This window comes from Brevundimonas sp. Bb-A (assembly GCF_009394735.1).
GTDB classification, from domain to species: Bacteria; Pseudomonadota; Alphaproteobacteria; order Caulobacterales; family Caulobacteraceae; genus Brevundimonas; species Brevundimonas aurantiaca.
The window spans coordinates 732,718-756,028 of the sequence record NZ_CP045456.1; the positions used below are offsets into that span (position 1 = coordinate 732,718).

Below are 23,311 nucleotides of genomic sequence, written 5' to 3' on the forward strand. Positions count from 1 at the left end.
GGTCCGCCCTAGGAGAAGAGGATGGAGGACAGGCGGCGCCGCCCGTCCTTGGAGACGTCCGACCCCAGGCCGGCCGCCTCGAAGATGACCAGAAGCTGTTTGCGCGCGGCCTGATCGTTCCATTCGCGATCGGCCTGGACGATGGACAGAAGATTGTCGATCGCCCCCTTGAAGTCGCCGGCCGCGCTCAGGGCTTCGGCCAGGTCGAAGCGCGCCTGATGATCGTTCGGATCGGCCGCGACCTTGGCTTCCAGCTCGGCCGATGCGCCGGCGGGCGCCTTGGCCGCCAGGGCCAGCTGGGCCCGCACGCTCTGAACCGCCGGTTCCTTGGACTCGGCCGGCGCCATGGCGATGGTCTGGGTCGCCTGTTCGACGTCGCCGCCCGCCATATAGACACGCGCCAGGCCGGCGATGGCCTTTTCATTCTCCGGCTCGATCGACAAGACGTGGGCGAAGGCCTGGGCCGCGCCGCCGAAGTCGTTCAGGCCCAGCGATTCTTCACCCAGCTCCAGCAGTTGAGCGATCTCGGCGGACCCGCCCTGGCCGCCGGTCAGCTTGTCGATGAAGGCCTTGATCTGGCTCTCCGGAATAGCGCCCTGGAAGCCGTCCACCGGCTGGCCGTTGACGAAGGCGTAGACGGTCGGGATCGACTGCACGCGCAGCTGGCCCGCATAGGCCGGGTTGGCGTCGACGTCGATCTTGACCATCTTGACCGCCCCCTTGGCGGCGCGCACGGCCTTCTCCAGCGCCGGCCCCAGGGTCCGGCAGGGGCCGCACCAGGTGGCCCAGAAGTCGACGATCACCGGCTGGGTCTTCGACGCCTCGATCACGTCCTTCATGAAGGAGGCGTCCGTGCCTTCCTTGATCAGGTCGCCGGAAGGGCGCGGGTCCAGGGTCGGGTCGGCGAAGGTCATGGGGAAGTCCGTGTATCGAAGAGCCTTAGAACCCCAGATGGTCGCCTTACCGGCCCAACACAACTCCCCAGGCGGTGCGAGCATGGCGCGATCGAGAAAGAACGTCGAAATCTTTTGACGGCCGGGCGGCAAGCCCCTTCTATGACTGCTGCAAGACACGCCGGGGCTGGCGTGTCGTCGGGAGAGGGATCTGATGATCAGACATCATCTGCGGGGCGTCGGCCTCGCGGCCTTGGCGTGCGCCTTGGGCCTGTCGGCCTGCGCCACGACGGAGCCGGACCAGGGCGGGACCGCCCCGGCCAAGGACAGGAGCCTGGCGGCCGGGCTGGACCCGGCGACGAGGTCGGACCCCTATCCTTCGACCTATCAACCGTTGCCGCGCGAGAATTTCGCCGTGGTCGGGGCTACGGTCCTGACCGGGACGGACCGCAAGATCGAAAACGGCGTGGTCGTGGTCACCGACGGCAAGATCGCCGCCGTCGGCGACGCCTCGACCCCCGTCCCTGCGGGCTATCGGCTGATCGAGGCGCGCGGCCGCTATGTCACGCCGGGGATCATCGACGTCCACAGCCACCTGGGCGTCTATCCGTCCCCCGGGGTCCAGGGCATGAGCGACGGCAATGAGGCGACCAGCCCGAACACCGCCCAGGTCTGGGCCGAACATTCGCTTTGGCCCCAGGATCCGGGCTTCAACACCGCCCGCGCCGGCGGGGTGACCACGCTCCACATCCTGCCCGGCTCGGCCAATCTGTTCGGCGGCCGGGGCGTCACCATCCGCAATACGCCCTCCATCACCATGCAGGGCATGAAGTTTCCGCAAGCCCCCTATACGCTCAAGATGGCTTGCGGCGAGAACCCGTCGCGGGTCTATGGCGGCCGCAACCAGAGCCCGGCGACCGGCATGGGCAATATGGCCGGCTATCGCGCCGCCTTCATCGCCGCGCGCGAATACAAGGCCAAGTGGGACAAGTGGCAGGCGGATCACGAGGGTTCTCCCCCGACCCGTAACCTGCAGAACGAGACCCTGGCCGGGGTGCTGGACGGCTCGATCCTGATCCAGAACCACTGCTACCGCGCCGACGAAATGGCGCTGATGATGGATATGGCCAAGGAGTTCGGCTACCGCATCACCACCTTCCACCACGCCACCGAGGCCTATAAGCTGGCCCCCCAACTGGCCCAGAACGGCATCTGCGCCGCCATGTGGACCGGCTGGTGGGGCTTCAAGATGGAGGCGCTCGACGCCATCGAGGAGAACGCCGCCCTGGTGGACGCGCCCGAAGGCTCCTGCGCCGTCATCCATTCCGACGACGCCGAACTGACTCAACGGTTGAATCAGGAGGCCGCCGCCGCCCTGTCGGCCGGTCGCCGCGCCGGCCTGAACATTTCGGAAGAACACGCCATCAGCTGGATCACCTCCAACGCCGCCCGGGCCATCGGCGTCGCCGACCAGACCGGCTCGCTGGAGGCCGGCAAGCGCGCCGACGTGGTGATCTGGAGCGCCGATCCCTTTTCGATCTACGCCCGTGCGGATCAGGTCTTCATCGACGGCGCCCTGACCTTCGACCGGACTGACCCCGCCTATCAGCCGACCAGCGATTTCGAGCTGGGCCAGCCGGGCTATGGCCTGACCGCCGCCAACGTCGCCGAAGGAGCCCGCTGATGCGTCTGCCCCACATCCTTGCGGCCGCTGTGGCCGCCCTGTCTGTCGCCGCGCCTGCGGTCGCCCAGGACACTGTGGCCATCACGGGCGGCCGGGTTCTGACCGGAACCTCCGTCATCGAGCGCGGCACGGTGGTGATCCGCGACGGCAAGATCGTCTCGGTCGGAACGGGCGCCGCCCCTGCCGGCGCCCGCGTCATCGACGCGACCGGCAAGACGGTCGCCCCTGGCTTCGTCGCCGTCGATTCCGGTCTGGCCGGGACCGAGGTGGGCTCGGTCGGCGGCACCAATGAGCTGCGCAATGCGTCCAACACCCTCAGCGCCGCCTTCGACATCTCCTATGGCCTGGACCCCTGGTCCTTCACCCTGCCGGTGGCGCGTCTGGGCGGCATCACCCGCGCCGTGGTCGTGCCCCAACACCCCGGCTCGTCCGGCGGCCATGTCCATGAGGACGAGACGGCCGGCGCCGGCGACGGCGGCTATCAGACGCCGGGCCTGTTCGCGGGCCAGGCGGCGGTCATCGACCTGGGCCCAGACTTGATAAACGGCGATGCGAACATTCTGGTCAAGCCGCGCGTGGCCATGGTCGCCCCCTTCGGCGAGGCCGGGGCCGACATCGCCGGCGGCGCGCGCGGCGCCCAGTTCGTCCTGTTCAAGGAGACGATGGCCGAGGTCCGCCTCTACGCCCGCAACAAGTCGGCCTATGAGCGGGCGGGCCTGCGCGACCTCAGCCTGTCGCGCGCGGACCTGGAGGCCCTGATCCCGGTCGCTGACGGCTCCATGCCCCTGATCGTCACCGTCCACCGGGCGTCGGACATCCAGCAGGTGCTGCGTCTGGCGCGCGAGGAAGGGATCAGGCTGATCCTGGACGGCGCCGAGGAAGGCTGGCTGGTCGCCGGCGAGATCGCTGCGGCCGGCGTGCCGGTGCTGCTGAACCCCATCTCCAACCTGCCCAGCGACTTCGAGATGCGGGCGGCGCGGATGGAGAATGCGGCGGCCCTGAACGCGGCGGGCGTGGTCATCGCCATCAAGGGCAATGAGGGTTCGACCCACCGCGCCCGCGAGGCTCGCTACAACGCCGGCAACGCCGTCTCCCACGGCCTGCCCTACGGCGCCGCCATCGCCGCCCTGACGGTCAATCCGGCGAAGATCTTCGGCATGGGCGGACAGTTCGGCCAGATCGCGCCGGGCGCCGCCGCCGACGTCGTGGTCTGGTCCGGCGACCCGCTGGAGCCGCTCAGCCAGCCTTCGGCCGTCTTCATCGACGGGGTCGAGCAACCGTTGACCAGCCGCGCCCTGCTGCTGCGCGACCGTTATCGTCAACAGACGCCGATGCCGCCGGCCTATCGCAACTGACGGCCTTTCAGGTCTGAACGGAAGGGTGGGATCGCAGGGTTCCGCCCTTTTTCGTTTTGGCCTAGCGGGCCAGAAACCGCAGGGCCGCGCGCGCCAGCCGGCCCGCCGCCCCGCCCCACGGCGGCCCCAGCCGTTCGAAGGCGTTGACCGGCCCCACGTCATAGACCGCCCGCGCATGGCTGAAGCGCTTGAAGCCCTCAGGCCCATGATAGGCGCCCAGGCCGCTGGGGCCGACCCCGCCGAACGGCAGGTCGTTCTGGGCGATATGAAGCATGGTCCCGTTCAGGGTCACGCCGCCCGACAGGCCGGAACCCAGGATCCGGTCGCGCGTCCGGGCCTGGTTGGTGAAGCCGTACAGGGCCAGGGGCCGGGGCCGGGCGGCCACGAAGGCCAGGGCTTCATCCAGGCTGTCGTATCCGACCACCGGCAGGACCGGGCCGAAGATCTCCTCCTGCATCAGCAGGCCGTCGGTCGGCGGGTTCAGCACCAGGGTCGGGGCGATCTTGCCGTTGTTCCCGTCGCCCGCATCCGGGTGCTCCAGCACCTCGGCCCCCGCCGCCCGCGCCGCCGCCACCGCCTCGCGCAGCCGGGCCCGGTGGCGTTCGCTGATCACCCCGCTGTAGTCGGGATTGTCCTGAAGGGTCGGATAGGCCCGCCGCGCCTGATCCAGCACCGCCTCGGCGAAGGCCCGGACCTGACCGGCCGGGACCAGGGCGTAGTCGGGGGCGATACAGGTCTGGCCCGCATTCAGGAACTTGCCGAAGGCGATCGACCGCGCCACCTTGTCCAGCGGATAGTCGGGCGCCACCACGGCCGGCGACTTGCCGCCCAGCTCCAGCGTCACCGGGGTCAGATTCTCCGACGCCGCTCGCATCACCTCGCGCCCCACCCGCGTCGAACCGGTGAAGACCAGATGGTCGAAGGCCAGGCGCGAAAAGGCCTGGGCTGTATCGACGCCGCCGTTGACCACGGTCAGCACCGCCGGATCGAACCGTTCGGCCACGGCGGCTTCCAGCAGGGCGCCGAAGGCGGGCGTCAGCTCGGACGGCTTGATCATCACTCGGTTGCCCGCCGCCAGGGCGTCGATCGTCGGCCCCAGCGCCAGCAGCAGCGGATAGTTCCACGGCGCGATCACCCCGACCACGCCGAGCGGCTCATGCCGGATCCAGGCCCGCGACGGCTGGAACATCAGGTCCACCGACCGCCGCTCGTCGCGCATCCACCGCCCCAGACGGGCGCGCGCATGGTCCAGGCTGCGGATCAGGGGCGTGACCTCCAGCAGCCCCGTCTCCATCGCCGACCGCGCCCCGAAATCCGCATCTATGGCCCGCGCAAAGGCCTCGCGCCGCTCCAGCACCAGGGCCTTCAGCGTCTCCAGCCGCCCGCGCCGCTCCTGGGCCGACGCAGCCCCCTCCGCCCGCGAGGCCGCGTGCTGAAGCCCGAACCGGTCCGAGAGCTGAGCCTGGGTCATCCTGTTCCGATCCTTCGCACCAATTTTTCTCGTATAATCAAAATCATTGCCAGATAACCCCGGCTTATCTAGGGTTGTCGAACCATCGGAGGCAGACGCCGGGCATGACCAGATCCATCGCGGTGACCAGCGAGCGCCTGGGGCGGATCGTTGAGGAGGCCGCGAGCGAGGTCTATGTCTTCGGCGTAGAGGACTTCTATTTTCGACTCGTCAACAAGGGCGCCCGGGAAAACCTGGGCTACAACGCGGACGAACTGTCCCGCCTGACGCCCTGGGATCTGAAGCCCCGCATCCGTCGCGACGACTTCCTGGCTCTGATCCGGCCGCTCCTCGCCGGCGAAGTCGATCGGCTCGACTTCGACACCGTCCATCGGCGCAAGGACGGGTCCGAATACGACGTCTCCGTCAAGCTCCAGCTGTTCGACGACGGCGACGACCCGGTCTTCTACGCCGCCATCCAGGACACAACCCAGTACCGGCGGGTGGAGCAGCAGCTGCGCGACACGGCCCAGCGGCTGGACGTCATCCTCGACAATACCACCATGGCGGTCTTCCTAATGGACGACCGGCAGCACTGCGTCTTCATGAACCGGGCGGCGGAAAAACTGACCGGCTACGCCTTCGAGGAGACCACCGGGCGACCGCTGCACGACGTCATCCACCATACCCGTCCGGACGGATCCCACTTCCCCCTGTCCGAATGCGCCATCGACCGCGCCTTCCCCGATCGGGCCGGCGTCCAGGGGGAAGAGGTCTTCGTCCACAAGGACGGCGGCTTCTATCCCGTCGCCTTCACCGCCAGCCCCATCCATGGCGAGGGCGCCCAGGTGATCGGGACCGTGATCGAGGCCCGCGACATCAGCGAGGAAAAGCGCAACGCCGAGGTCCGCGCCCTGCTGATGCACGAGGTGGACCACCGGGCGCGCAATCTTCTGGCCATCGTCCAGTCCCTGGTGCGCCTGACCCGCGCCGACGAATTGGAAAACTACAAGTCGATCCTGGCCGGGCGGATCGGCGCCCTGGCCCGCGCCCAGACCTCCCTGGCCAGCCGGCGCTGGGAGGGCGGGCGGCTGGAGGACGTCGTCTGGGAAGAACTGGACGCCCTGTGTCCGAAAGAGGCGGTGGAGGTCGAGGGTCCGCCGGTCGATCTGTCCCCCGAACAGGTGCAGCCCCTCAGCATGCTGCTGCATGAGCTCGCCACCAACGCCAGCAAATATGGAGCCTGCAGCCGCAGCGGCGGTCGCATCTGCGTGGACTGGGCGATCAAGGACGGTCAGGCGACCCTGAGATGGCGCGAGGTTGGCGGCCCGCCCGTCAGTGCGCCGACGCGCCAGGGTTTCGGCTCTTCGCTGCAAACCAATATGGCCCGGCAACTGGGCGGCGCCTTGAGCCGCAACTGGGCGAGTGAAGGATTGGAGGTGGAGATCGTCTTCCCTCTGGAGCCCCCGTCGCCGATCGCATGAGGGAGGGTGTGGCGCCCCACCCCCGTCCGCGCTAGGTCAGGCCCATGCCGACCGCCCTCTACATCGACGCCGACGCCTGCCCGGTGAAGGAGGAGGTCTATCGCGTGGCGCGGCGCTATGGGCTGAAGACCTATGTGGTCTCCAACGGCTGGATGCAGGTGCCGCGCGAGGCCCTGATCGAACAGGTGGTGGTGGACGCAGGCCCCGACGTGGCCGACGACTGGATCGCCGAACGGGCGGGTGTGGGCGATGTGGTGATCACGGCCGACATTCCCCTGGCCGACCGCTGCCTGAAGGCTGGGGCCCAGGCGCTGAAATCGAACGGCCAGGCCTTCACCCCGGACTCCATCGGCTCGGCCCTGGCCGGGCGGATGGTGGGCGAGCATCTGCGGTCGATGGGGGTGGCCACCTCCGGCCCGCCGCCCTTCTCGGCCGCCGACCGGTCGCGCTTCCTCCAGGCCCTGGACCAGGCCGTGGTCAAGGCGCGCAAGGCCGCTCCATGAGCACCGTCATTCCCGAGGAGGAGCTGGAGTTCCGCTTCTATCGCGCCGGCGGCCCCGGCGGGCAGAACGTCAACAAGGTCTCGACCGCCGTCCAGATGCGGTTCGACGTGAAGAACTCCCCCAGCCTGACCGAACCGGTCAAGGCGCGGCTGATGAAACTGGCCGGCAGTCGGCTGACGCTCGACGGGGTGATCCTGATCAACGCCGTCCGTTTCCGCACCCAGGAGCGCAACCGCGCCGATGCGATCCAACGGCTGCAGGCCCTGGTGGACGAGGCCTCGATCAAGCCGGTCTTCCGCGTCCCGACCCGGCCCACCAGGGCGTCGAAGGAGCGCCGGCTGAAGGCCAAGACCAGCCGCGCCTCGATCAAGTCGGGGCGGGGCCGACCGTCGCTCGACTAGGCTCGGATCACTCTTCGACCGGGCGGAAACGCAGGCCCGCGATCCGATCTTCGGGATCGAACAGGATCATCCATTCGGTCACCTTGTTGTCGAAAGTAATGCGGAACAACTGGGCGTCGCCTTCGGCCGCCACGAAATCGACGGAGCGGACCTCCCCGAAGCTCTTGATCAGGGGGATCAGCTGGGGCGCCAGCTGGCGCATGCGCCCGCCCAGGTCGGGGGTGAAGACGGCGTAGTTGAAACCGGCGCCTTGGGCCGAGGCGATGACGTTGCGCAGCGCTTCTTCCGCACGAGCGATGTCGGGCGCCTGGGCTTGGGTCTGAGGTTCGGCTTGGGCCTGGGTGGGCGTTTGAACGGGGGGGACCTGGGCCGCCGGGGCTGCGCCGTCGAAGGTGTTGGCCACGGCGCCGGCCGCGACCTGGCTGAGGGCGGCGTGCGGCGCGGCGACAGCGGTCAATGCCAGGGCCACGATCAGGATGGTCTTCATGCGAAGGCTCCGGTCAGTGCAGATAGGGCCAGAGCGAAAGGCCCAGGGCCGTCAGGGCCGCGACGACCGCGACCGTCAATGAAGCCGCGACCCAAGCCGGAGTTCTCGGCTTTTCGATGACCATCGCCGTCGGGGCGGGCGGATCCTGGATCAGGCGCGAAAGGGCCCGCGCCGCCGCGATCACCTCGTTCAGGGCGTCGCGCGCCTGGGCCTGGGGCCCCAGTTCGCGGCGGATCCAGCGTTCGACCACCGGCTGGGCGGCCTTCCACAGGTCGTGGTCGGGCTGGAGCCGGCGCGCCACCCCCTCGACCGAGACCATGGTCTTTTGCAGCAGGATCAGTTCGGGCCTCAGCCGCATGTCGAACAGGGCGGTGATCTCGAACAGCTGGCCCAGCAGTCGGCCCATCGACACCTGGCTGGCGGCGCGGCCGATCACCGGCTCGCCCACGGCGCGCAGGGCCTGGGCGAAGGTCTCGACTGAATGGTGCGGCGGCACATAGCCGGCCTCGAAATGGACCCGGGCGATCCGGTCGTAATCCCGGCTGATGAAGCCCCACAGGATCTCGGCCAGATAGCGCCGCTCGGCCGGACCCAGTCGCCCGACGATGCCGAAATCGATGGCCGTCAGATGGGCCGGGGCGCTGGCGAACAGATTGCCCTCGTGCAGGTCAGCGTGGAAAACCCCGTGATCCAGGGCCTGAACCAGGAAGGCGCGCACCACATTGTCGGCCAGGAGGTCGGTGTCCAGCCCCGGCAGCTCGGCCAGGGCCGGGTCGGTCATGGGCAGACCTTGCGCCCATTCCAGGGTCAACACCCGCTTGCCGACCCCGTCCCAGACGACGGCTGGGGCGGACATATAGCCGTCCTTGGCCAGGACGTCGGCCATTTCGCTGGCCGCCGCCGCCTCCAGCCGCATGTCCAACTCCAGCTCCAACGAATTGGCGATGGTCTCGACGAAGGCCTGGGGCTCCAGCCGCCGCGACAGGGGAACCAGCCGGTACACCAGGGCGGCGCCGAGCCGCATGGCGTCCAGACCGTCGGCGACGCGCCGCTCGACCCCCGGCCGCAGCACCTTGACCGCCACGGCCCGACCGTCGGCCAGGGTGGCCCGGTGCGCCTGGGCCAGGGAGGCGGCGGCGACCGGCGGACTCAGGTCGATGAACAGGCTCTCGACCGACCGACCGAGGGATTTCTCGATCTCGCGCCGCGCCTCTTCCAGCGAAAAGGGCGGCAGGGCGTCCTTCAGCCGGCCCAGGTCGCGGGCGAACTGGATGCCGAAGATGTCGGCCCGCGTGGCCAGAACCTGGCCCAGCTTGATCGCCACCGGCCCCAGATGCTCGAAGGCCTTGCCCAGCCTCTGGCCCGGCCGCCCCTCGCGCCCGTCGCGGCCCGACAGCATCTGCACGAACCGGGCGAAGGGCCGGGTCCAGACCGGCAGAAGGGGGGTGACCTCGCGCGGGATCAGGGCGTCGTGGCGCGCCAGCACCCACAGCCAGCCGACCAGGCGCAGAAAGGCGGCCACGGGGTTGCGCACCGCCACGGCGGCGGGCGGCGGCGGAGCCGTGCGATAGATCCGGCCGGTCAGATCGCCCACCCGTGGTGGATGGCGGCGATCCCGCCCGACAGATTGGTCACCGACACCCGCTTGAAGCCGGCGTCCTCGATCAGGGCCTTGAAGGCCGCCTGGTCGGGGAAGCGGCGGATGCTCTCGACCAGATACTGATAGCTGTCGCGATCCTTGGCCACCCAGCCGCCGATGCGCGGAATGGCGTGGAAGGACCAGGCGTCATAGAGCTTGCGCACCGGCCCCGCCGTGGGGCGCGAGAACTCCAGGCACAGGAACCGCCCGCCGGGTTTCAGCACCCGCCGCGCCTCGGCCAGGGCCTTGTCGATATGGGCCACGTTGCGGATGCCGAAACTGATCGAATAGGCGTCGACCGATGCGTCCGGCAGGGGCAGGTTCATCGCGTCCCCGACCGACCAGCTCATCTCCGGCTCGCCGCCCTTGGCCACGCCCGCCAGGATCATCTCGGCGTTATAGTCCAGCACGATGACCGAGGCGTCCGTCCCGCCGCGACGCTCCTGGGCCGCGCGCGCCATCTTGGAATAGCGCCGCGCCATGTCGCCGGTGCCGCCGGCCACGTCCAGGATGGTCTCGCCGGGGCGCGGGTTCAGCTTGGCGGCGGCGATGTCCTTCCACACCCGATGGACGCCGACGCTCATCAGATCGTTCATCACATCGTAGTTTGAGGCGACGGAGTCGAAGACCCCGCGCACCATCTTCACCTTTTCGCGCGCGTCGACGTCGCGGAAACCGAAGGAGGAACGGTCGCCCGACGAATGCGGGCCGTGGGAGGAGGCGTCGGTCATAATCGGGGGTCTAGCGCGTCACGAGCCGCCCGTCACGCGATCAGGCCGCCTCGGATCCGGCTTCAGGCCCGGCTTCCGGCTGGGGCAGGGCCAGATCCTTCATCACCTGGCGCATCAGGCCGTAGCAGCCGCAGGACGCCGCCTCCAGACCGTCGCGGTCCCGCACCCGCACCCAGCCGCGGCCGCGCTGGATCAGCTTCCTGTCCTCCAGCACCGTGCCCACCTCGGATACGGTGGCGCGCCGCACGCCCAGCATGCCGGCGATGTCGGCCTGGGTCAGGTCGATCCGGTCGTCCTCGGCCCGGTCGTGCAGGGTCAGCAGCCAGCGCGCCAGCCGCTCGTCCAGCCGGTGCTGGGCGTTGCAGGCGGCGACCTGCTGCACCTGGGCCATCAGGCCTTCGGTGAAGCGCGACAGGGCCTGGCGCAGGGTTTCGCTGGCGTCCAGCGCCGCGCCGAACGCCGCGGCCGAGCAGCAGGCGGCGACGCCGTCGCCCTGGGATATGGCGCGGCTGGCGGCCCGGGCGTTGAACGGGCCGCAGGTCACCCCGACCAGGCCCTCGCGGCCGATGGCGGCCGTCTCCACCGTCTTGTCGTCAGGCAGGACGGTCATCAGCGACACCACCCCCTTGATCGGGAACCAGACCTGATCGACCGCCTCGCCGGCGTCGTACAGCATCTGGCCACGCGCGACCTCGCGTTCCTCCAGATAGGGTTTGATCCGCTCGCGGTCCGCCGGATCGAGGGCGGCGATCCACAGATTGTCCATCATCCTCTTTCCTCTACATCCGACGTCAGCAGCAACGCTTTCCGTCCACGCCCAACGCCCAAGCTTGATCCCGCGTTCCGCGACCCTTTCGGGGTCATGTTGCGGCGTCGCCTGTACGCTTGCGGCGCTCTCCCGAACGCCTTACGCCTTGGAAAAAAGAGGAAGCCCCATGACCGACGTCCGCATCGAGGTCGCGAAAGCGCTCGAAACCTTGCCCGCCTGGCGCGCCGACGACGGCGACCGCCCCGCGATCGCGCGCTCACTCAGGTTCGCCGATTTCAACGCCGCCTTCGGCTTCATGACCCGCGTCGCCCTGATGGCCGACAAGATGGACCATCATCCGGAATGGTCGAACGTCTACGACCGCGTCGAGGTGCTGCTGACCACCCATGACGCCGACGGGGTGACGGACAAGGACGTCGCCCTGGCCCGGTTCATCGATCGCGCCGCCGCCGAAACGGGGGCGAACTCGTGAGCGCTCCCCACGCCCGCCCCGGCCGCGTCGCCGGCAAGACCGTCCTGATCACCGGCGCCGCCGGCGGCCTGGGCGAGGCCATGGCCTTCATGATGGCCCGCGAGGGCGCCCGCCTGGCCCTGACCGACATCGACGGCGACCGCGCCGCCGCCCTGGCCGCCCGCATCAACGCCGAAATCCCCGGCGCCGCCTTCGCCTACGCCCACGACGTGGCCGACGAAGCCCAGTGGGAACAGGTGATCGCCGCCGCCGTGGCCGACCTCGGCGGCCTGTCGGTCCTGGTCAACAACGCCGGCGTCGGCGGCCCCCTGGCCTTCGTCGAACAGGACACGGTCGACAACTGGCAACGTCAGTACGAGATCAATCTGCGCTCGATCATGCTGGGCGCCAAATACGCCATGCCGCACCTGCGCGCCGCCGCACCGGCCTCGATCATCAACATCTCGTCGATCGCCGGCCTGGTCGCCGCCCCCGGCATGGGCGCCTATAACGCCACCAAGGCCGCCGTCTGGATGTACACCAAGACCCTGGCGCTCGAGGCGGCCAAGGCCGACTGGAACGTGCGCTGCAACTCTGTCCACCCGGTCTTCATCAAGACCCCGATCCTGGATCCCTTCATCGCCATGGCCGGCGGCGACGAGGCCAAGGCCCACGAACGCCTGACCCGCGGCATTCCCCTGAAGCGGATCGGCGACCCGGACGACGTGGCGTACTGCGTCCTCTATCTCGCCTCCGACGAATCCAGGTTCGTCACAGGGTCCGAATTCAAGATCGACGGCGGCATGACCGCGCAATAGGGCCCAGGCGCCCTATGGCTTTCTTTTGGGGGCCTACCGCGCTTCGCGCTGCTTGAGGCCGTGGGCGCGCTCCGGCATTTCGCACCGGCGCCAGTTTGGAACGTATCCGCCCCTCATCTGCGTATTCGGGGATTGAGGCCGCCCGCCGCTTGCTGTAAGCGGCCTCTTCCGGCCTTCTCGCCGACCACGCACCCGTAGCTCAGCTGGATAGAGCGTTGCCCTCCGAAGGCAAAGGTCACACGTTCGAATCGTGTCGGGTGCGCCACTTCGGTTTAAAATCGAGAACTCCGCCAGCGGCGGCTTGACGCCCTCGTCGCGTGCCGAAGGTCCGGGCAAGCTCGGTCTGGGAAGCGGATCACCGGCTCTGATCTCAAGCCGATCCGATCAGGGCCCTCAGCCGATAGGCGGCGACGATCCGGGCGGTCCTGGCCTGGGCGGCGGCGGCGGCGGCGGCCGCGGCTTCGCGTTCGGCGTTCAGCAGGTCGATCTGCGGCTTCAGACCGACGCGGACCTCGTGCCGGACGCTGGTCAGGGCCTGGTCTGCGGCCGTGCTCTGTTCGTCGGAGGCCTGGGCCACCAGTTCGGCGGTGTGGATGTCCTGCCAGGCGGAGAGCACCTGTTCCTCCAGGCCCATGCGGGCGGCGCGCAGGCGGGCAAGGGCGGCGCGGACATCGGCGGCAGTCTCGGCGATCCTGCCCGACGTCAGGCCGCCGCTGAACAGGGTCCAGCGTCCACGGATCCCCACGGTCGCGCTGTCGGCGCGATAGTCGGGGAAAAACTGATCCCGAACCGATCCCGCCTCGACGAAGGCGCTGACGGTGGGCCGGCGTTCGCCGCGCGCGGCGCGGGCGCCGGCCTCGGCCGCCTCGACATCGGCCTGCGCCCGCCGCAGGGCGGGACTGGCGCCGAGCGCAGTCGCCATCGCGTCCTCAAGGGAGGCGGGCAGGGGCGGATTGGGCGGAATCGGCTGCAGATCCACCGGCTCCAGGCCGGTCAGATTGCGATAACGGGCGCGGGCGGACACCTGCATGCCCTCCGCCCGGGCCAGATCGGCGCGGGCCTCGGCGGCGCGCGACGCGGCCTGGGCGACGTCCGTGCTCGGGGTTTCTCCCGCCTGGAAGCGCTCGCGCGCCTGTCGCTCGATTTCCGTCATCTGAGCCGCCAGCGCGCGATACAGCCTCAGCACTTCATCGGCCGCGAGCATGTCGCCATAGGCCTGAACCACCGCCGTGACGACCTGGCCTTGAACGGCCTCGCCGCCGGCCTCGGCTGCGGCCATGTCGGCGCGGGCCCGAGCGATTCCCGCCGTCGCCCGACCGCCGGTGAACAGGGGCTGTTCCAGCGTCAGCTGGGCCGCCCGAGGCGTGACGTCCGCCGCGTCCAGGCCGAAGAAGGCCGTCGGATCAAGCCGGCCCTGGCCGACCGTGCCGTTGAGGCTGAGGGAGGGGGCGAACGCCGAACGGGCCTGCTGCAATCGGCCTTTCGCGGCCTCGGCCTCGGCGTCGGCGGCGGCGATCTCGGGCGCGTGGGCGAGGGCGGCGGCGATCGCCTCCTCCAGCGTCGTCGCCTGGGCCAGACCCGGCGAAGCGAGGATTAGGGCCAAGGCCCAGGGGGCGGCGCGTCTCAGGCTCATCGGAAGGCGTTCCCGGGGCGCAGGCCGATGGCCTTGAAAACCATGGCCGCCGGACAGAAGCCCGTGAACCCGGCCTGGATCATGTTCAACCCCGCGAAGACGGTCAGGGCGATCCACCACGGATGGACGGCGTAGGACAGGCCCACGCCCGCCAGCACGACGCATCCGGCGAAGATCATGACGGCGCGATCGAGGTTCATCGGTAGGCTCCAGATCTAGAGGAAGGGTCACATGCGAAGCTTGCGGATGCCCATGATGTGCATCGCCAGCCGTTCGTAGGAGGGTTCGCTCTCGCCCTTGCGCACCTTGCGCAGGAAGTATTTCTCGAACCCCACCTTGGCCAGATGGACCCATTTGCCGCTGGCGGCCCAGTTGACGTTGCGGGGCGGAATTTGCGGCTGGGCGACGAAGGCGACGCCGCCGTCGCCGAAATCCGCCAGACAGACGGCGTTCCAGGTCGCCTCCTAAGTCGGCGTCTCGCCGGCGACGAGGGCGGCCAGATTTGCGGCCACCGCCGTCACCATGCTCTCGATCATGAAGCCGGTCTTGGGCACCCCCACCGGCACAGGCGTCGGACCGGTGGGGGCGATGGCGACGCAGACGCCCAAGGCGAAGATTTCCGGAAAGGCCGGGTTGCGCTGGTGCTCATCGACCAGGATGAAGCCCCGCGGATTGGTCAGTCCGGCGATGTCGCGGACAGCCGGCACGCCGCGGAACGCCGGCAGCATCATCGAATAGCCGAAGGGGAGCTGGTGGGTCTTGGCGACGGCCCCGTCCTCGGCCACCTCCTCCACATGCATCAGGCCGGGGTCGACCCTGGCGACGCGGGCGTTGGTGATCCATTTGATGTGTCGATCGCGCAGCTTGCTTTCCAGAAGCGACTTGGTGTCCCCCACCCCGTCCAGGCCCAGATGGCCGATATAGGGTTCGGCGGTGACGAAGGTTATCGGCGCCCGGTCCCGGATTTTTCGCCTCCGCAGCTCGGTGTCCAGGATCAGGGCGAATTCGTAGGCGGGGCCGTAGCAGGAGGCGCCCTGGACCGCCCCGACCACGATCGGGCCGGGGTTCTCCAGATAGGCGTCGAACAGGGTCGCGGCGTGGGAGGCGTGAGCCGTCTGACAGACCGAGGCCGTATAACCGCCTGGACCGAGCCCCTCGATCTCATCGAAGGCCAGATCCGGCCCTGTCGCAATTACAAGATAATCGTAATCAACGCTCTCGCCGTCATTGAGCTCGACCCGCTTCTCCGAGGCATGAAGCCGTTTCGCGCCGACGGCGGTGAAGCCGATCTTCTTGCGGGCGAAGATCGGCGGCAAATGGACCTGGATCTCCTCGGGCTCCCGCCACCGGACGGCGACCCAAGGGTTTGAAGGCACAAACGAATATGTCTCAGACTCGGCGATCATCAGGACGTCGGCGCGACCCTTGACCCCCGCCTTGATCTCGTAGGCGGCGATCGTTCCGCCCAAGCCCGCGCCGATGATCACAATCCTGGGTTTGGCCATGTCTCCCTCCAGGCGTTTCCATCACCCTTATGCGCTTGACTGGATATAATGATTACATGATATATACAATCATAAAAGTATGAGGCTGCAGCCTGCGGACCTCGGGAGATTGGAATGTTCGGATTTGGAAAGAGCGCAAAGCATCGCGAGATCGGCCCGGCCGAGCTGAAGGCCCTGCTCGATCAGGGACAGGCGCTGGTGATCGATGTGCGCGAGCCGGGAGAGTTCGCAGCCGAGCACATCGCCGGCGCCGTCAACCTGCCCCTCTCCTCGTTCGATCCGGCCCGCCTGCCCGCGGCGGACGGAAAGACCGTCATCCTCCAGTGCGCCGGCGGAAAACGATCCGGCATGGCGCTGGACCGCTGCGCCGAGGCTCAGGCCGCGATCGACACCCATCTGGCCGGCGGCCTGGGCGCCTGGAAGTCGGCGGGCCTCCCGGTCGAGCGCGGTTGATCGGCGAGAAAGACGGAAGGACGACGCCGATGAAGAAGTGGACCCTCATGGCTGCGGTCGCCCTGACCCTGTCCGCCTGCGGCGGTTCGCAAGAGAACAGGACGCCGGCCGCCCGGACCGCGCCTGCCGGTGAGGAGATCGTTCTGACGTCGAACGCGCTTGCCGACACCAAGACGGTGGCGGGCGAGATCACCACCCGCGACCAGTCGCAAGCCCGGGCGCGCATTCCCGGCCTCCTCGTCGCCCTGTCGGTGCGCGAAGGGGATATGGTCGGCAAGGGCCAGCAGATCGGCCGGGTGGTCGATGACCGGATCGGTTTCGAGACCCGGGCCTATGACGCCCAGGTCGCGGCCGCCGAGGCCGAGGCGACCCGCGCCCGCGCCGACCTGGCGCGGATCCAGGATCTGTACGACCACAATATCTACGCCAGGGCGCGTCTGGACCAGGCCGTCGCCGCCGCCCGCGCCGCCGACGCCCAGGCCGCCGCCGCTCGCGCGCAACGAGGCGCCAGCGCCAGTATGGCGGGGCAGGGCGCGATCCTGGCGCCGGCCGCCGGACGCGTGTTGAAGGTCGAGGTTACGGCGGGGTCGGCGGTCAGCCCCGGCATGTCGATCGCGACCATCACCGCCGGTCCGCCCGTCCTGCGTCTTGAACTGCCCGAATCCCTCGCCGGTCAGGTCAAACCCGGCGCCCGCGTCCTGCTGGCGGCCGATGATCTTCCGGCCGAGGCGCGCCAAGGACAGGTGACCCAGGTCTATCCCGCCGTCGTCGGCGGGCGGGTTCAGATCGACGCCGCCGTTCCGGGCCTGACCACCGAACTGGTCGGTCGTCGCGTCGCCGCCTCGATCGAGATCGGTCAAAGGCAGGCCCTGACCGTGCCCCGCCGCTTCGTCGCGACCCGCTACGGCCTGGACTATGTCGAGGTCGTCTCTCCTGACCGCAGGCGCAGCGCCGTTCCGGTCCAGACCGCGCCGACGGACGATCCCGACACGCTTGAAATCCTGAGCGGCGTCAGAGCCGGCGACCGGCTGGTCGCGACGAGGACGCAGGGATGAAACTGGGCCTGTCCGGGCGCCTGACGCGCTTCACCATCGCTTCGCCTCTGACGCCGCTGTTCCTGCTGGCGGCCATAGCCGTCGGCCTTTTGGCCCTGGTCTCGATCCCGCGCGAGGAAGAGCCGCAGATCAGCGTGCCCATGGTCGACCTCCAGGTGGCGGCGCCGGGCCTGGCGGCCGCCGACGCCGTCGAACTGATCGGCGTTCCGCTCGAGACCATCGTCAAGAGCGTGAACGGGGTCGAGCACGTCTACACCCAGGCCGAAGACAACGGGGTGCTGGTGACGGCGCGCTTCCTGGTGGGATCAAACCCCGAGGACGCCGCCATACGGATCGAAGAAAAGCTCCGCGCCAACCAGGACCGGATTCCCGTGGGCGTCCCCGATCCCAAGGTGACGGTGCGCGGCATCGACGACGTGCCGGCCATCGTCCTGACCCTCACGCCCAAACCGGGCGCGGCGGGCCAGTGGACCGATCAGGCCCTCTATGATCTGGCGCACAAGCTGCGCACCGAAATCGCCAAGGTCGACGATGTGGGCTTGACCTTCATCACCGGCGGCCGGCCCGACGAAATCCGCATCGCCCCCGATCCGGCCAAGCTCAACCTGTACGGCGTGCCGCTGGGCCAGGTGATGGAGGCGGCGTCCCAGGCCAACCGCAGCTTCCCCGTCGGCAATATTCGCGAAGACGGTCAGGCCGTCGCCGTCACCTCCGGCCGCACCCTGGCCTCGGCCCAGGAGGTCGGGCTGCTGACCGTCCGTTCCGTCACCGGCGCGCCGGTCTATCTGCGCGACGTCGCAGACGTGGCCCAGGGGCCGCGCGAAGACCAGGCTCGCGTCTGGCGCTGGGCTCGCCACGAGGGGCAGTGGACCAGCACGCCCGCCGTCAGCCTCGCCATCGCCAAACGCGCCGGCGCCAATGCGGTGGTGGTGTCCGAGGCCGTGCGTCAGCGCGTCGAAAACCTGGAAGGCAAGCTGATCCCCGAGGGGGTCGAGGTCGCCGTCAGCCGCGACTACGGCGAGACGGCGAACGAAAAGGCCAATGAACTGCTGTTCCACCTGGCCCTGGCGACCGTGTCGATCGTCGTGCTGATCGGCTTCGCCATCGGCTGGCGCGAGGCCGCCGTCACCGCCGTGGTCATTCCCACCACCATCCTGCTGACCCTCTTCGCCTCCTATGCGATGGGCTATACGATCAATCGCGTCAGCCTGTTCGCCCTGATCTTCTCCATCGGCATCCTGGTCGACGACGCCATCGTCATGATCGAGAACATCGCCCGTCACTGGGGGATGCGCGACGGCCGCAGCCGAACGGAGGCGGCTGTCGAGGCGGTGGCGGAGGTCGGCAACCCCACCGTCGTGGCGACCCTGACCGTGGTGGCGGCCCTGCTGCCCATGCTGTTCGTTTCGGGGCTGATGGGCCCCTATATGGCGCCGATCCCGGTCAACGCCTCGGCGGCGATGATCTTCTCCTTCTTCGTCGCCGTGGTGATCGCGCCCTGGCTGATGATCCGGTTCGCGCGAAAGACCCTGGCCCACGGCGGGCCCGATCACGCCCATGAAGAGGGCGGCGGCAAGCTGGGGCGGCTGTACGCCCGCGTGGCCCATCGCGTGATCGGCACGCGCGCCTCGGCCCGCAACTTCCTGATCGGGGTCGCCGTGGCCACCCTGCTGGCCTGTTCGATGTTCTATTTCAAGGCGGTGACGGTGAAGCTGCTGCCCTTCGACAACAAGTCGGAGATCCAGGTGGTGGTCGACATGCCCGAAGGGACCAGCCTGGAAGCCACCGCCCGCACCCTGGACGAGGCTGCGGCCCAGATCCGCGCCCTGCCGGAGGCCGAGGCCATGGAGGTCTATGCCGGCGCCTCGGCGCCGTTCAACTTCAACGGCCTGGTGCGGCACTATTTCCTGCGCGACCGGCCCGAGATGGGCGATCTGATGATCTCCCTCCTGCCCAAGGACGCGCGCAGCCGGTCCAGCCATGCCGTCGCCCTGGATCTGCGCGCCCGGCTGAAGGCCCTGTCCCTGCCCGCCGGGGCCTCGATCAAGGTGGTGGAGACGCCGCCCGGACCGCCCGTCCTGGCGACGCTGCTGGCGGAGATCTACGGACCCGATGCCGAGACCCGTCGCAAGACCGCCCTGGAGGTCGAGAAGCTCTTCCGTTCCGTTCCCTATGTCGTCGACGTCGACAACAGCTTCGGCCAGGAACGGCCGCGGCTGCGGCTGATCCCCATCCGGGACCGTCTGGACTATTACGGCCTGTCCGAACGCGAGTTGCAGGATTCCATAGGCGCGATCCTGGGCGGCTCCACGGTCGGTTACGCCCCGCGCGGGGATGGTCGCGCCCCCCTGCCGATCACCGTCGCCCTGCCCCAGTCGGCGCGCAGCTGGAGCCGCATCCTGGCCACGACGCCGGTCGCCGTGACGGCCGGTCCCGCCGGTCCGCGCCTGATCGAACTGGGCGAGGTCGTGGACAGCCGGCGCGAGACCGGCAGCTACGCCGTCTTCCGCCGCGACGGACGACCGGTCGACATGGTGACCGCCGAACTGGCGGGCCAGTACGAGGCGCCCGTCTACGGCATGCAGGCGGTGAATCGCGCCATTCAGGCCCACGACTGGGACGCCCTGGGCCTGCAAAAGCCGGCGATCCGTCTCAACGGCCAGCCGGAGGACGAGTCCGTCCCCTCGCTGCTGTGGGACGGCGAGTGGGAGATCACCTGGGTCACCTTCCGCGACATGGGCGCCGCCTTCATGGTCGCCCTGCTGGGCATCTATGTGCTGGTCGTGGCCCAGTTCCGCAGTTTCAGACTGCCCCTGGTCATCCTGACCCCCATCCCCCTGACCTTGATCGGCATCGTCATCGGCCACATGCTGTTCGGCGCGCCGTTCACGGCCACCTCGATGATCGGCTTCATCGCCCTGGCCGGCATCATCGTGCGCAATTCGATCCTGCTGGTGGACTTCATCCGGCACACGGCTTCGCCCGACAAACCCTTGCGCGACGTCCTGATCGAGGCAGGCGCCATCCGGTTCAAGCCGATCCTGCTGACCGCCCTGGCGGCCATGATCGGGGCGGCGGTGATCCTGACGGACCCGATCTTCCAGGGTTTGGCGATCTCGCTGCTGTTCGGCCTGGCCTCCTCGACCCTGCTGACCGTCCTGGTCATTCCCGCCATCTATGTCGTGTTGCGGGATGACGGAAAACCGGCGACCCGATGACGCCGTGCTGCGAGCGGCGGGGACGCAGAGGGGCCGCTCAGATTGAAGCGTGGATCATTCTCTAGCGGCGGAGAACGGGCGCGACGCGAGCGAACTGGGCCGCATCCCCGCGGGGACGCGCCGGCGTTTCCACGCGGGGGTTCTTGGCGCGCGTGGAAACCGGCTGTCCGTCGCCGCAGAAGATGTCGTACAACATGTCCATCACCGCCTGGGCTCGATCATCGGCGATGGAATAGTAGATCGACCGCGACTGCCGCCGGGTCTTCACCAGGCCGTACTGGCGCAGCTCGGCCAACTGCTGCGACAGAGCCGGCTGTCTGATGCCCAGATCCGTCTCGAGCTGTCCGACCGATCGTTCCTCTGCGGCGATGTGGCAGAGGATCAACAGCCGATTGGCGTTGGCCAGCTGACGCAACAGTTCGGCGGCCTGGGGGGCCTTGTCCTTCAGCCGCTCCATGGCGGCGATCGAGTCGTCGCTCATGCGCTGCGCTCGCGATAATACCAGGGCGTCTCGCCCTCGCCGTCGGCAAGGGCCGCGTCCAGGGTGGTGGCGGCCGGCTCCAGCAGGGGCTCGCCCGGGGACCATCCCGCCGGGGTCGACGCCTGTTCGCGGTCGGCGGTCTGCAGCGCCGTCACCAGCCGCAGCAGTTCATCGACCGAACGGCCGATGTTCATCGGATACCAGCTGACCGCCCGCACGATTCCGTCCGGATCGATGACGAAGCTCGCCCGCACCGTGGCGCTGTCGCTGGAGCCCGCATCCACCATGCCGAAGGCGTGGCCGATGGCCATGGACGGATCCTCGATGATCGGAAAGGTCACCTTGACGCCGAAGCGGCGATGGATGTCCTTCAGCCAGGCCAGGTGGGAATACAGACTGTCCACCGACAGGGCCATCAGGTCGCAGCCCAGGGCCTCAAACGCATCCGCCTGCTTGGCCAGGGCGATGAACTCGCTTGTGCAGACCGGGGTGAAATCGGCCGGATGCGAAAACAGCACCAGCCAGCGCCCCCGGTAGTCGCTGAGCCGTTTTTCCCCTTGGGTCGTGCGCGCGATAAAGTCCGGCGCCGGATCATTGATGCGAAGGGGGCGCAGGGCTTCGGCGCTGGAGGAGGGGGCGATTTCTGTCGAATTCATGGCCCCTACGCTAGCGATTTCCAGCCCCTCTCGCCACCCTGCAATACATACTTTCATCAACTATAAAGGTATCAATATGGCGCCTGTCGAACAGCGGCCTGCGCTGTTTCCGAACCCAAGACCTCGGCCGAACGCGGCTGGTTGGCCGAAGACGGCAGACTGTCGGCGATCGACCTAGGGGACGACCCCGGTCTGCGGACCGACGCCCGCGCCGTCTTCAGTCGGTTTGGGCAGGACGCCGTCGTCTTCAGCCCGCTCTTCCAGGCGGTCGGCCTCGTCCTGAACGGCGTCGATGTCTTCGGGGCGGGGCGCGTCGGGCGCAGGGGTGTCGGCGGGCTGCATGCCAAGGCAACCCGCGAGCCGCCGCTCCGTTCCGTCCGAGGTCGGTCTCTGAACCCGCCCGAAGCGAAGCCTCACTCGCCGGACGAGGGCGTCCAGCCGAAGGCCTTCATCATGACGTCGAACAGGTGGGTGTTGGGGAAATAGCCCCGCACCCGTTCGGCGCCGACGCCGACGGCCAGGGCCGGGACTTCCTCGGCCGTATGGGTCCGGTTGACCGTCACATTCTCCAGCCGGACCACGCGCTCGTCGCCGTCCCGCGCCTTCCAGGCCTCATAGCCTTCCAGCAGGGGCTCTCCGCGCCGCCCGCCGTCGACCTGCAGGCCGAAGGAATGGTCGGCGGTGAAGATCATCAGGGTCTCGTCCAGATCGACCCGCGCCTGCACCTCGGCGATCAGCCGGTCCAGATTGGCGATGTTCTGGAGACCCTCGCGCGGGTCGTCGGTATGGGCGTCCCATTCCACCACCAGCAGATAGCCCTTGTCCCCGGCCTGCAGCAGGTCCAGCGCCCTCAGGGTCGCCGCCCGCACGTCGACCTCTTCGGCCACGACCACGGGCCGCCGGTTCCCCGCCGGCGCCGCCTCCAGGGTCGCATAGATCGGCCGGTCGTGCGCCCGGGCCAGGCTGTCGAAGCTGACGCCGTTCGCCGCCATCTGTTCGGCGATCTCCGTCCGGCCCGAGCCGATCAGCACGTCCACCCCGTCGCCGAAGCGCGGCGAAAAGGCCTGGGGGAAGATCTCGCCCCATTTGCCGCGATCATTGGAATGGGCGTAGGTCGCCGCCGGGGTCGCGTCGGTGATCGGACGGTCGGTCACCACTCCGGTCAGCAGGCCGTGCTCCTCGGCGTATTCCAGCACCGTCTTGGTCGGCGTCCCGTCGCTCCGGCCGCGCTCGCCGTCCGGCCCCTGGCTGATCACTCCGTTGTGGGTCTTCACCCCGGTGACGATGGCGCTCATGCCGTTGGCCGAGTCCGAGACGAAGGCGTCGACCGGCGAGGTCTCGCTCAGCCCCAGGTTCGGCCACTGCTGGACGTGCAGCCTCAGCGGCTCGCCATAGGCCATTACGCTGGCCGCATGGACCGAGGCCACGCCCCCGGCGTCGGCCAGGAACAGGATCACGTTCTTCGCCCGGCCCTGGCTCTGGGCCTGTTCGACCGGCGGACGGGCCGCCGTCTGGGCCGAGGCCCCAGAGGCGCCTGCGGAAGCACAAAGACCGATCGCAAGCGCGAGGGCGGAAACCAGGCGGAAAGAGGCAGGGGTCATGGGCGTCGGTCCAGCAAGTCAGACAAGGGCGCCCGCGTCCCCCG

23 protein-coding genes and 1 tRNA gene are annotated in these 23,311 nt (G+C 68.9%); 11 read left to right on the forward strand and 13 right to left on the reverse strand.

All coding sequences use genetic code 11. The features are described from left to right. Positions 1–8 precede the first annotated feature (8 nt). Positions 9–914, reverse strand: coding sequence for a thioredoxin (trxA, locus tag BSP_RS03595; protein ID WP_054764501.1), 906 nt, complete (start codon positions 912–914; stop codon positions 9–11). A 193-nt stretch (positions 915–1,107) separates the two neighbouring features. Between trxA and BSP_RS03600 the strand changes: the two genes are divergently transcribed. Together BSP_RS03600 and BSP_RS03605 are read left to right on the forward strand one after the other, a co-directional pair. Next, entirely contained in the window at positions 1,108–2,577 is a 1,470-nt protein-coding gene (locus BSP_RS03600; protein WP_152949321.1) for an amidohydrolase, read from the forward strand. Continuing rightward, entirely contained in the window at positions 2,577–3,932 is a 1,356-nt protein-coding gene (locus BSP_RS03605; protein ID WP_152949322.1) for an amidohydrolase family protein, read from the forward strand. The genes BSP_RS03600 and BSP_RS03605 overlap by 1 nt, the downstream gene beginning before the upstream one ends. 61 nt (positions 3,933–3,993) lie before the next feature. Here the strand turns inward: BSP_RS03605 and BSP_RS03610 are convergent, their stop codons facing one another. After that, complete coding sequence (locus BSP_RS03610) at positions 3,994–5,403, reverse strand: coniferyl aldehyde dehydrogenase (protein ID WP_152949323.1); 1,410 nt, start codon at positions 5,401–5,403, stop codon at positions 3,994–3,996. A 104-nt stretch (positions 5,404–5,507) separates the two neighbouring features. Here BSP_RS03610 and BSP_RS03615 point away from each other — a divergent pair, with 104 nt between their 5' ends. The 3 genes from BSP_RS03615 to arfB are packed head-to-tail and all read left to right on the forward strand — an operon-like array spanning position 5,508 to position 7,770. Next, on the forward strand, positions 5,508–6,866 hold the full coding sequence (locus tag BSP_RS03615) for a PAS domain S-box protein (RefSeq protein WP_152949324.1): 1,359 nt from the start codon (positions 5,508–5,510) through the stop codon (positions 6,864–6,866). 44 nt (positions 6,867–6,910) lie between these two features. After that, the gene (locus BSP_RS03620; protein WP_152949325.1) at positions 6,911–7,369 is read left to right on the forward strand and encodes a YaiI/YqxD family protein; all 459 of its coding nucleotides are present in this window, start codon (positions 6,911–6,913) and stop codon (positions 7,367–7,369) included. Further along, entirely contained in the window at positions 7,366–7,770 is a 405-nt protein-coding gene (gene arfB / locus BSP_RS03625) for an alternative ribosome rescue aminoacyl-tRNA hydrolase ArfB (protein ID WP_152949326.1), read from the forward strand. Before BSP_RS03620 ends, arfB begins: the two co-directional genes overlap by 4 nt. A gap of 7 nt (positions 7,771–7,777) precedes the next feature. Here the strand turns inward: arfB and BSP_RS03630 are convergent, their stop codons facing one another. Genes BSP_RS03630 through BSP_RS03645 form a run of 4 tightly spaced genes read right to left on the reverse strand, consistent with a single transcriptional unit; the run spans position 7,778 to position 11,396 of the window. Then, positions 7,778–8,257 carry a hypothetical protein gene (locus tag BSP_RS03630; protein ID WP_054764508.1) on the reverse strand — a complete coding sequence of 160 codons (480 nt, stop codon included), beginning with the start codon at positions 8,255–8,257 and terminating at the stop codon, positions 7,778–7,780. A 13-nt stretch (positions 8,258–8,270) separates the two neighbouring features. Further along, positions 8,271–9,851, reverse strand: a complete 1,581-nt coding sequence (ubiB, locus tag BSP_RS03635; protein ID WP_152949327.1) for a 2-polyprenylphenol 6-hydroxylase — start codon at positions 9,849–9,851, stop codon at positions 8,271–8,273. Next, entirely contained in the window at positions 9,839–10,627 is a 789-nt protein-coding gene (locus BSP_RS03640) for a class I SAM-dependent methyltransferase (RefSeq protein ID WP_152949328.1), read from the reverse strand. The genes ubiB and BSP_RS03640 overlap by 13 nt, the downstream gene beginning before the upstream one ends. 40 nt (positions 10,628–10,667) lie before the next feature. Continuing rightward, positions 10,668–11,396 (reverse strand): Crp/Fnr family transcriptional regulator, encoded by a 729-nt coding sequence (locus BSP_RS03645; protein ID WP_227976028.1) that lies wholly within the window; start codon positions 11,394–11,396, stop codon positions 10,668–10,670. A gap of 166 nt (positions 11,397–11,562) precedes the next feature. Between BSP_RS03645 and BSP_RS03650 the strand changes: the two genes are divergently transcribed. From BSP_RS03650 to BSP_RS03660, 3 genes are all read left to right on the forward strand, one after another. Continuing rightward, complete coding sequence (locus BSP_RS03650) at positions 11,563–11,868, forward strand: 4a-hydroxytetrahydrobiopterin dehydratase (RefSeq protein WP_152949329.1); 306 nt, start codon at positions 11,563–11,565, stop codon at positions 11,866–11,868. After that, positions 11,865–12,665, forward strand: coding sequence for an SDR family oxidoreductase (locus tag BSP_RS03655; RefSeq protein ID WP_054764511.1), 801 nt, complete (start codon positions 11,865–11,867; stop codon positions 12,663–12,665). Before BSP_RS03650 ends, BSP_RS03655 begins: the two co-directional genes overlap by 4 nt. 188 nt (positions 12,666–12,853) lie before the next feature. Further along, positions 12,854–12,930, forward strand: a tRNA-Arg gene (locus BSP_RS03660). A gap of 105 nt (positions 12,931–13,035) precedes the next feature. Here the strand turns inward: BSP_RS03660 and BSP_RS03665 are convergent. The 3 genes from BSP_RS03665 to BSP_RS03675 form a co-directional block, all read right to left on the reverse strand. Further along, entirely contained in the window at positions 13,036–14,298 is a 1,263-nt protein-coding gene (locus BSP_RS03665) for a TolC family outer membrane protein (protein ID WP_152949330.1), read from the reverse strand. Continuing rightward, positions 14,295–14,498, reverse strand: coding sequence for a DUF2892 domain-containing protein (locus tag BSP_RS03670; RefSeq protein WP_152949331.1), 204 nt, complete (start codon positions 14,496–14,498; stop codon positions 14,295–14,297). The genes BSP_RS03665 and BSP_RS03670 overlap by 4 nt, the downstream gene beginning before the upstream one ends. 264 nt (positions 14,499–14,762) lie before the next feature. Further along, positions 14,763–15,803 carry an NAD(P)/FAD-dependent oxidoreductase gene (locus BSP_RS03675; RefSeq protein ID WP_227976029.1) on the reverse strand — a complete coding sequence of 347 codons (1,041 nt, stop codon included), beginning with the start codon at positions 15,801–15,803 and terminating at the stop codon, positions 14,763–14,765. Positions 15,804–15,917: 114 nt separating this feature from the next. Here BSP_RS03675 and BSP_RS03680 point away from each other — a divergent pair, with 114 nt between their 5' ends. Genes BSP_RS03680 through BSP_RS03690 form a run of 3 tightly spaced genes read left to right on the forward strand, consistent with a single transcriptional unit; the run spans position 15,918 to position 20,529 of the window. Then, positions 15,918–16,256 (forward strand): rhodanese-like domain-containing protein, encoded by a 339-nt coding sequence (locus tag BSP_RS03680; RefSeq protein WP_152949332.1) that lies wholly within the window; start codon positions 15,918–15,920, stop codon positions 16,254–16,256. A gap of 29 nt (positions 16,257–16,285) precedes the next feature. Further along, entirely contained in the window at positions 16,286–17,311 is a 1,026-nt protein-coding gene (locus BSP_RS03685) for an efflux RND transporter periplasmic adaptor subunit (RefSeq protein ID WP_152949333.1), read from the forward strand. Continuing rightward, positions 17,308–20,529 carry an efflux RND transporter permease subunit gene (locus tag BSP_RS03690; RefSeq protein ID WP_152949334.1) on the forward strand — a complete coding sequence of 1,074 codons (3,222 nt, stop codon included), beginning with the start codon at positions 17,308–17,310 and terminating at the stop codon, positions 20,527–20,529. The genes BSP_RS03685 and BSP_RS03690 overlap by 4 nt, the downstream gene beginning before the upstream one ends. A gap of 61 nt (positions 20,530–20,590) precedes the next feature. Here BSP_RS03690 and BSP_RS03695 read toward each other — a convergent pair whose 3' ends face one another. From BSP_RS03695 to BSP_RS03710, 4 genes are all read right to left on the reverse strand, one after another. Next, positions 20,591–21,010: a helix-turn-helix transcriptional regulator gene (locus BSP_RS03695; protein WP_054764517.1), complete on the reverse strand. Its 420-nt coding sequence runs from the start codon at positions 21,008–21,010 to the stop codon at positions 20,591–20,593. Beyond that, positions 21,007–21,666 carry a peroxiredoxin gene (locus BSP_RS03700; RefSeq protein WP_152949335.1) on the reverse strand — a complete coding sequence of 220 codons (660 nt, stop codon included), beginning with the start codon at positions 21,664–21,666 and terminating at the stop codon, positions 21,007–21,009. The genes BSP_RS03695 and BSP_RS03700 overlap by 4 nt, the downstream gene beginning before the upstream one ends. A gap of 174 nt (positions 21,667–21,840) precedes the next feature. After that, a complete protein-coding gene (locus BSP_RS03705) occupies positions 21,841–22,008 on the reverse strand; it encodes a hypothetical protein (RefSeq protein WP_152949336.1) in 168 nt (55 codons plus the stop codon). 71 nt (positions 22,009–22,079) lie between these two features. After that, positions 22,080–23,267 carry an alkaline phosphatase gene (locus BSP_RS03710; RefSeq protein WP_152949337.1) on the reverse strand — a complete coding sequence of 396 codons (1,188 nt, stop codon included), beginning with the start codon at positions 23,265–23,267 and terminating at the stop codon, positions 22,080–22,082. Between the last annotated feature and the right edge of the window lie 44 nt (positions 23,268–23,311).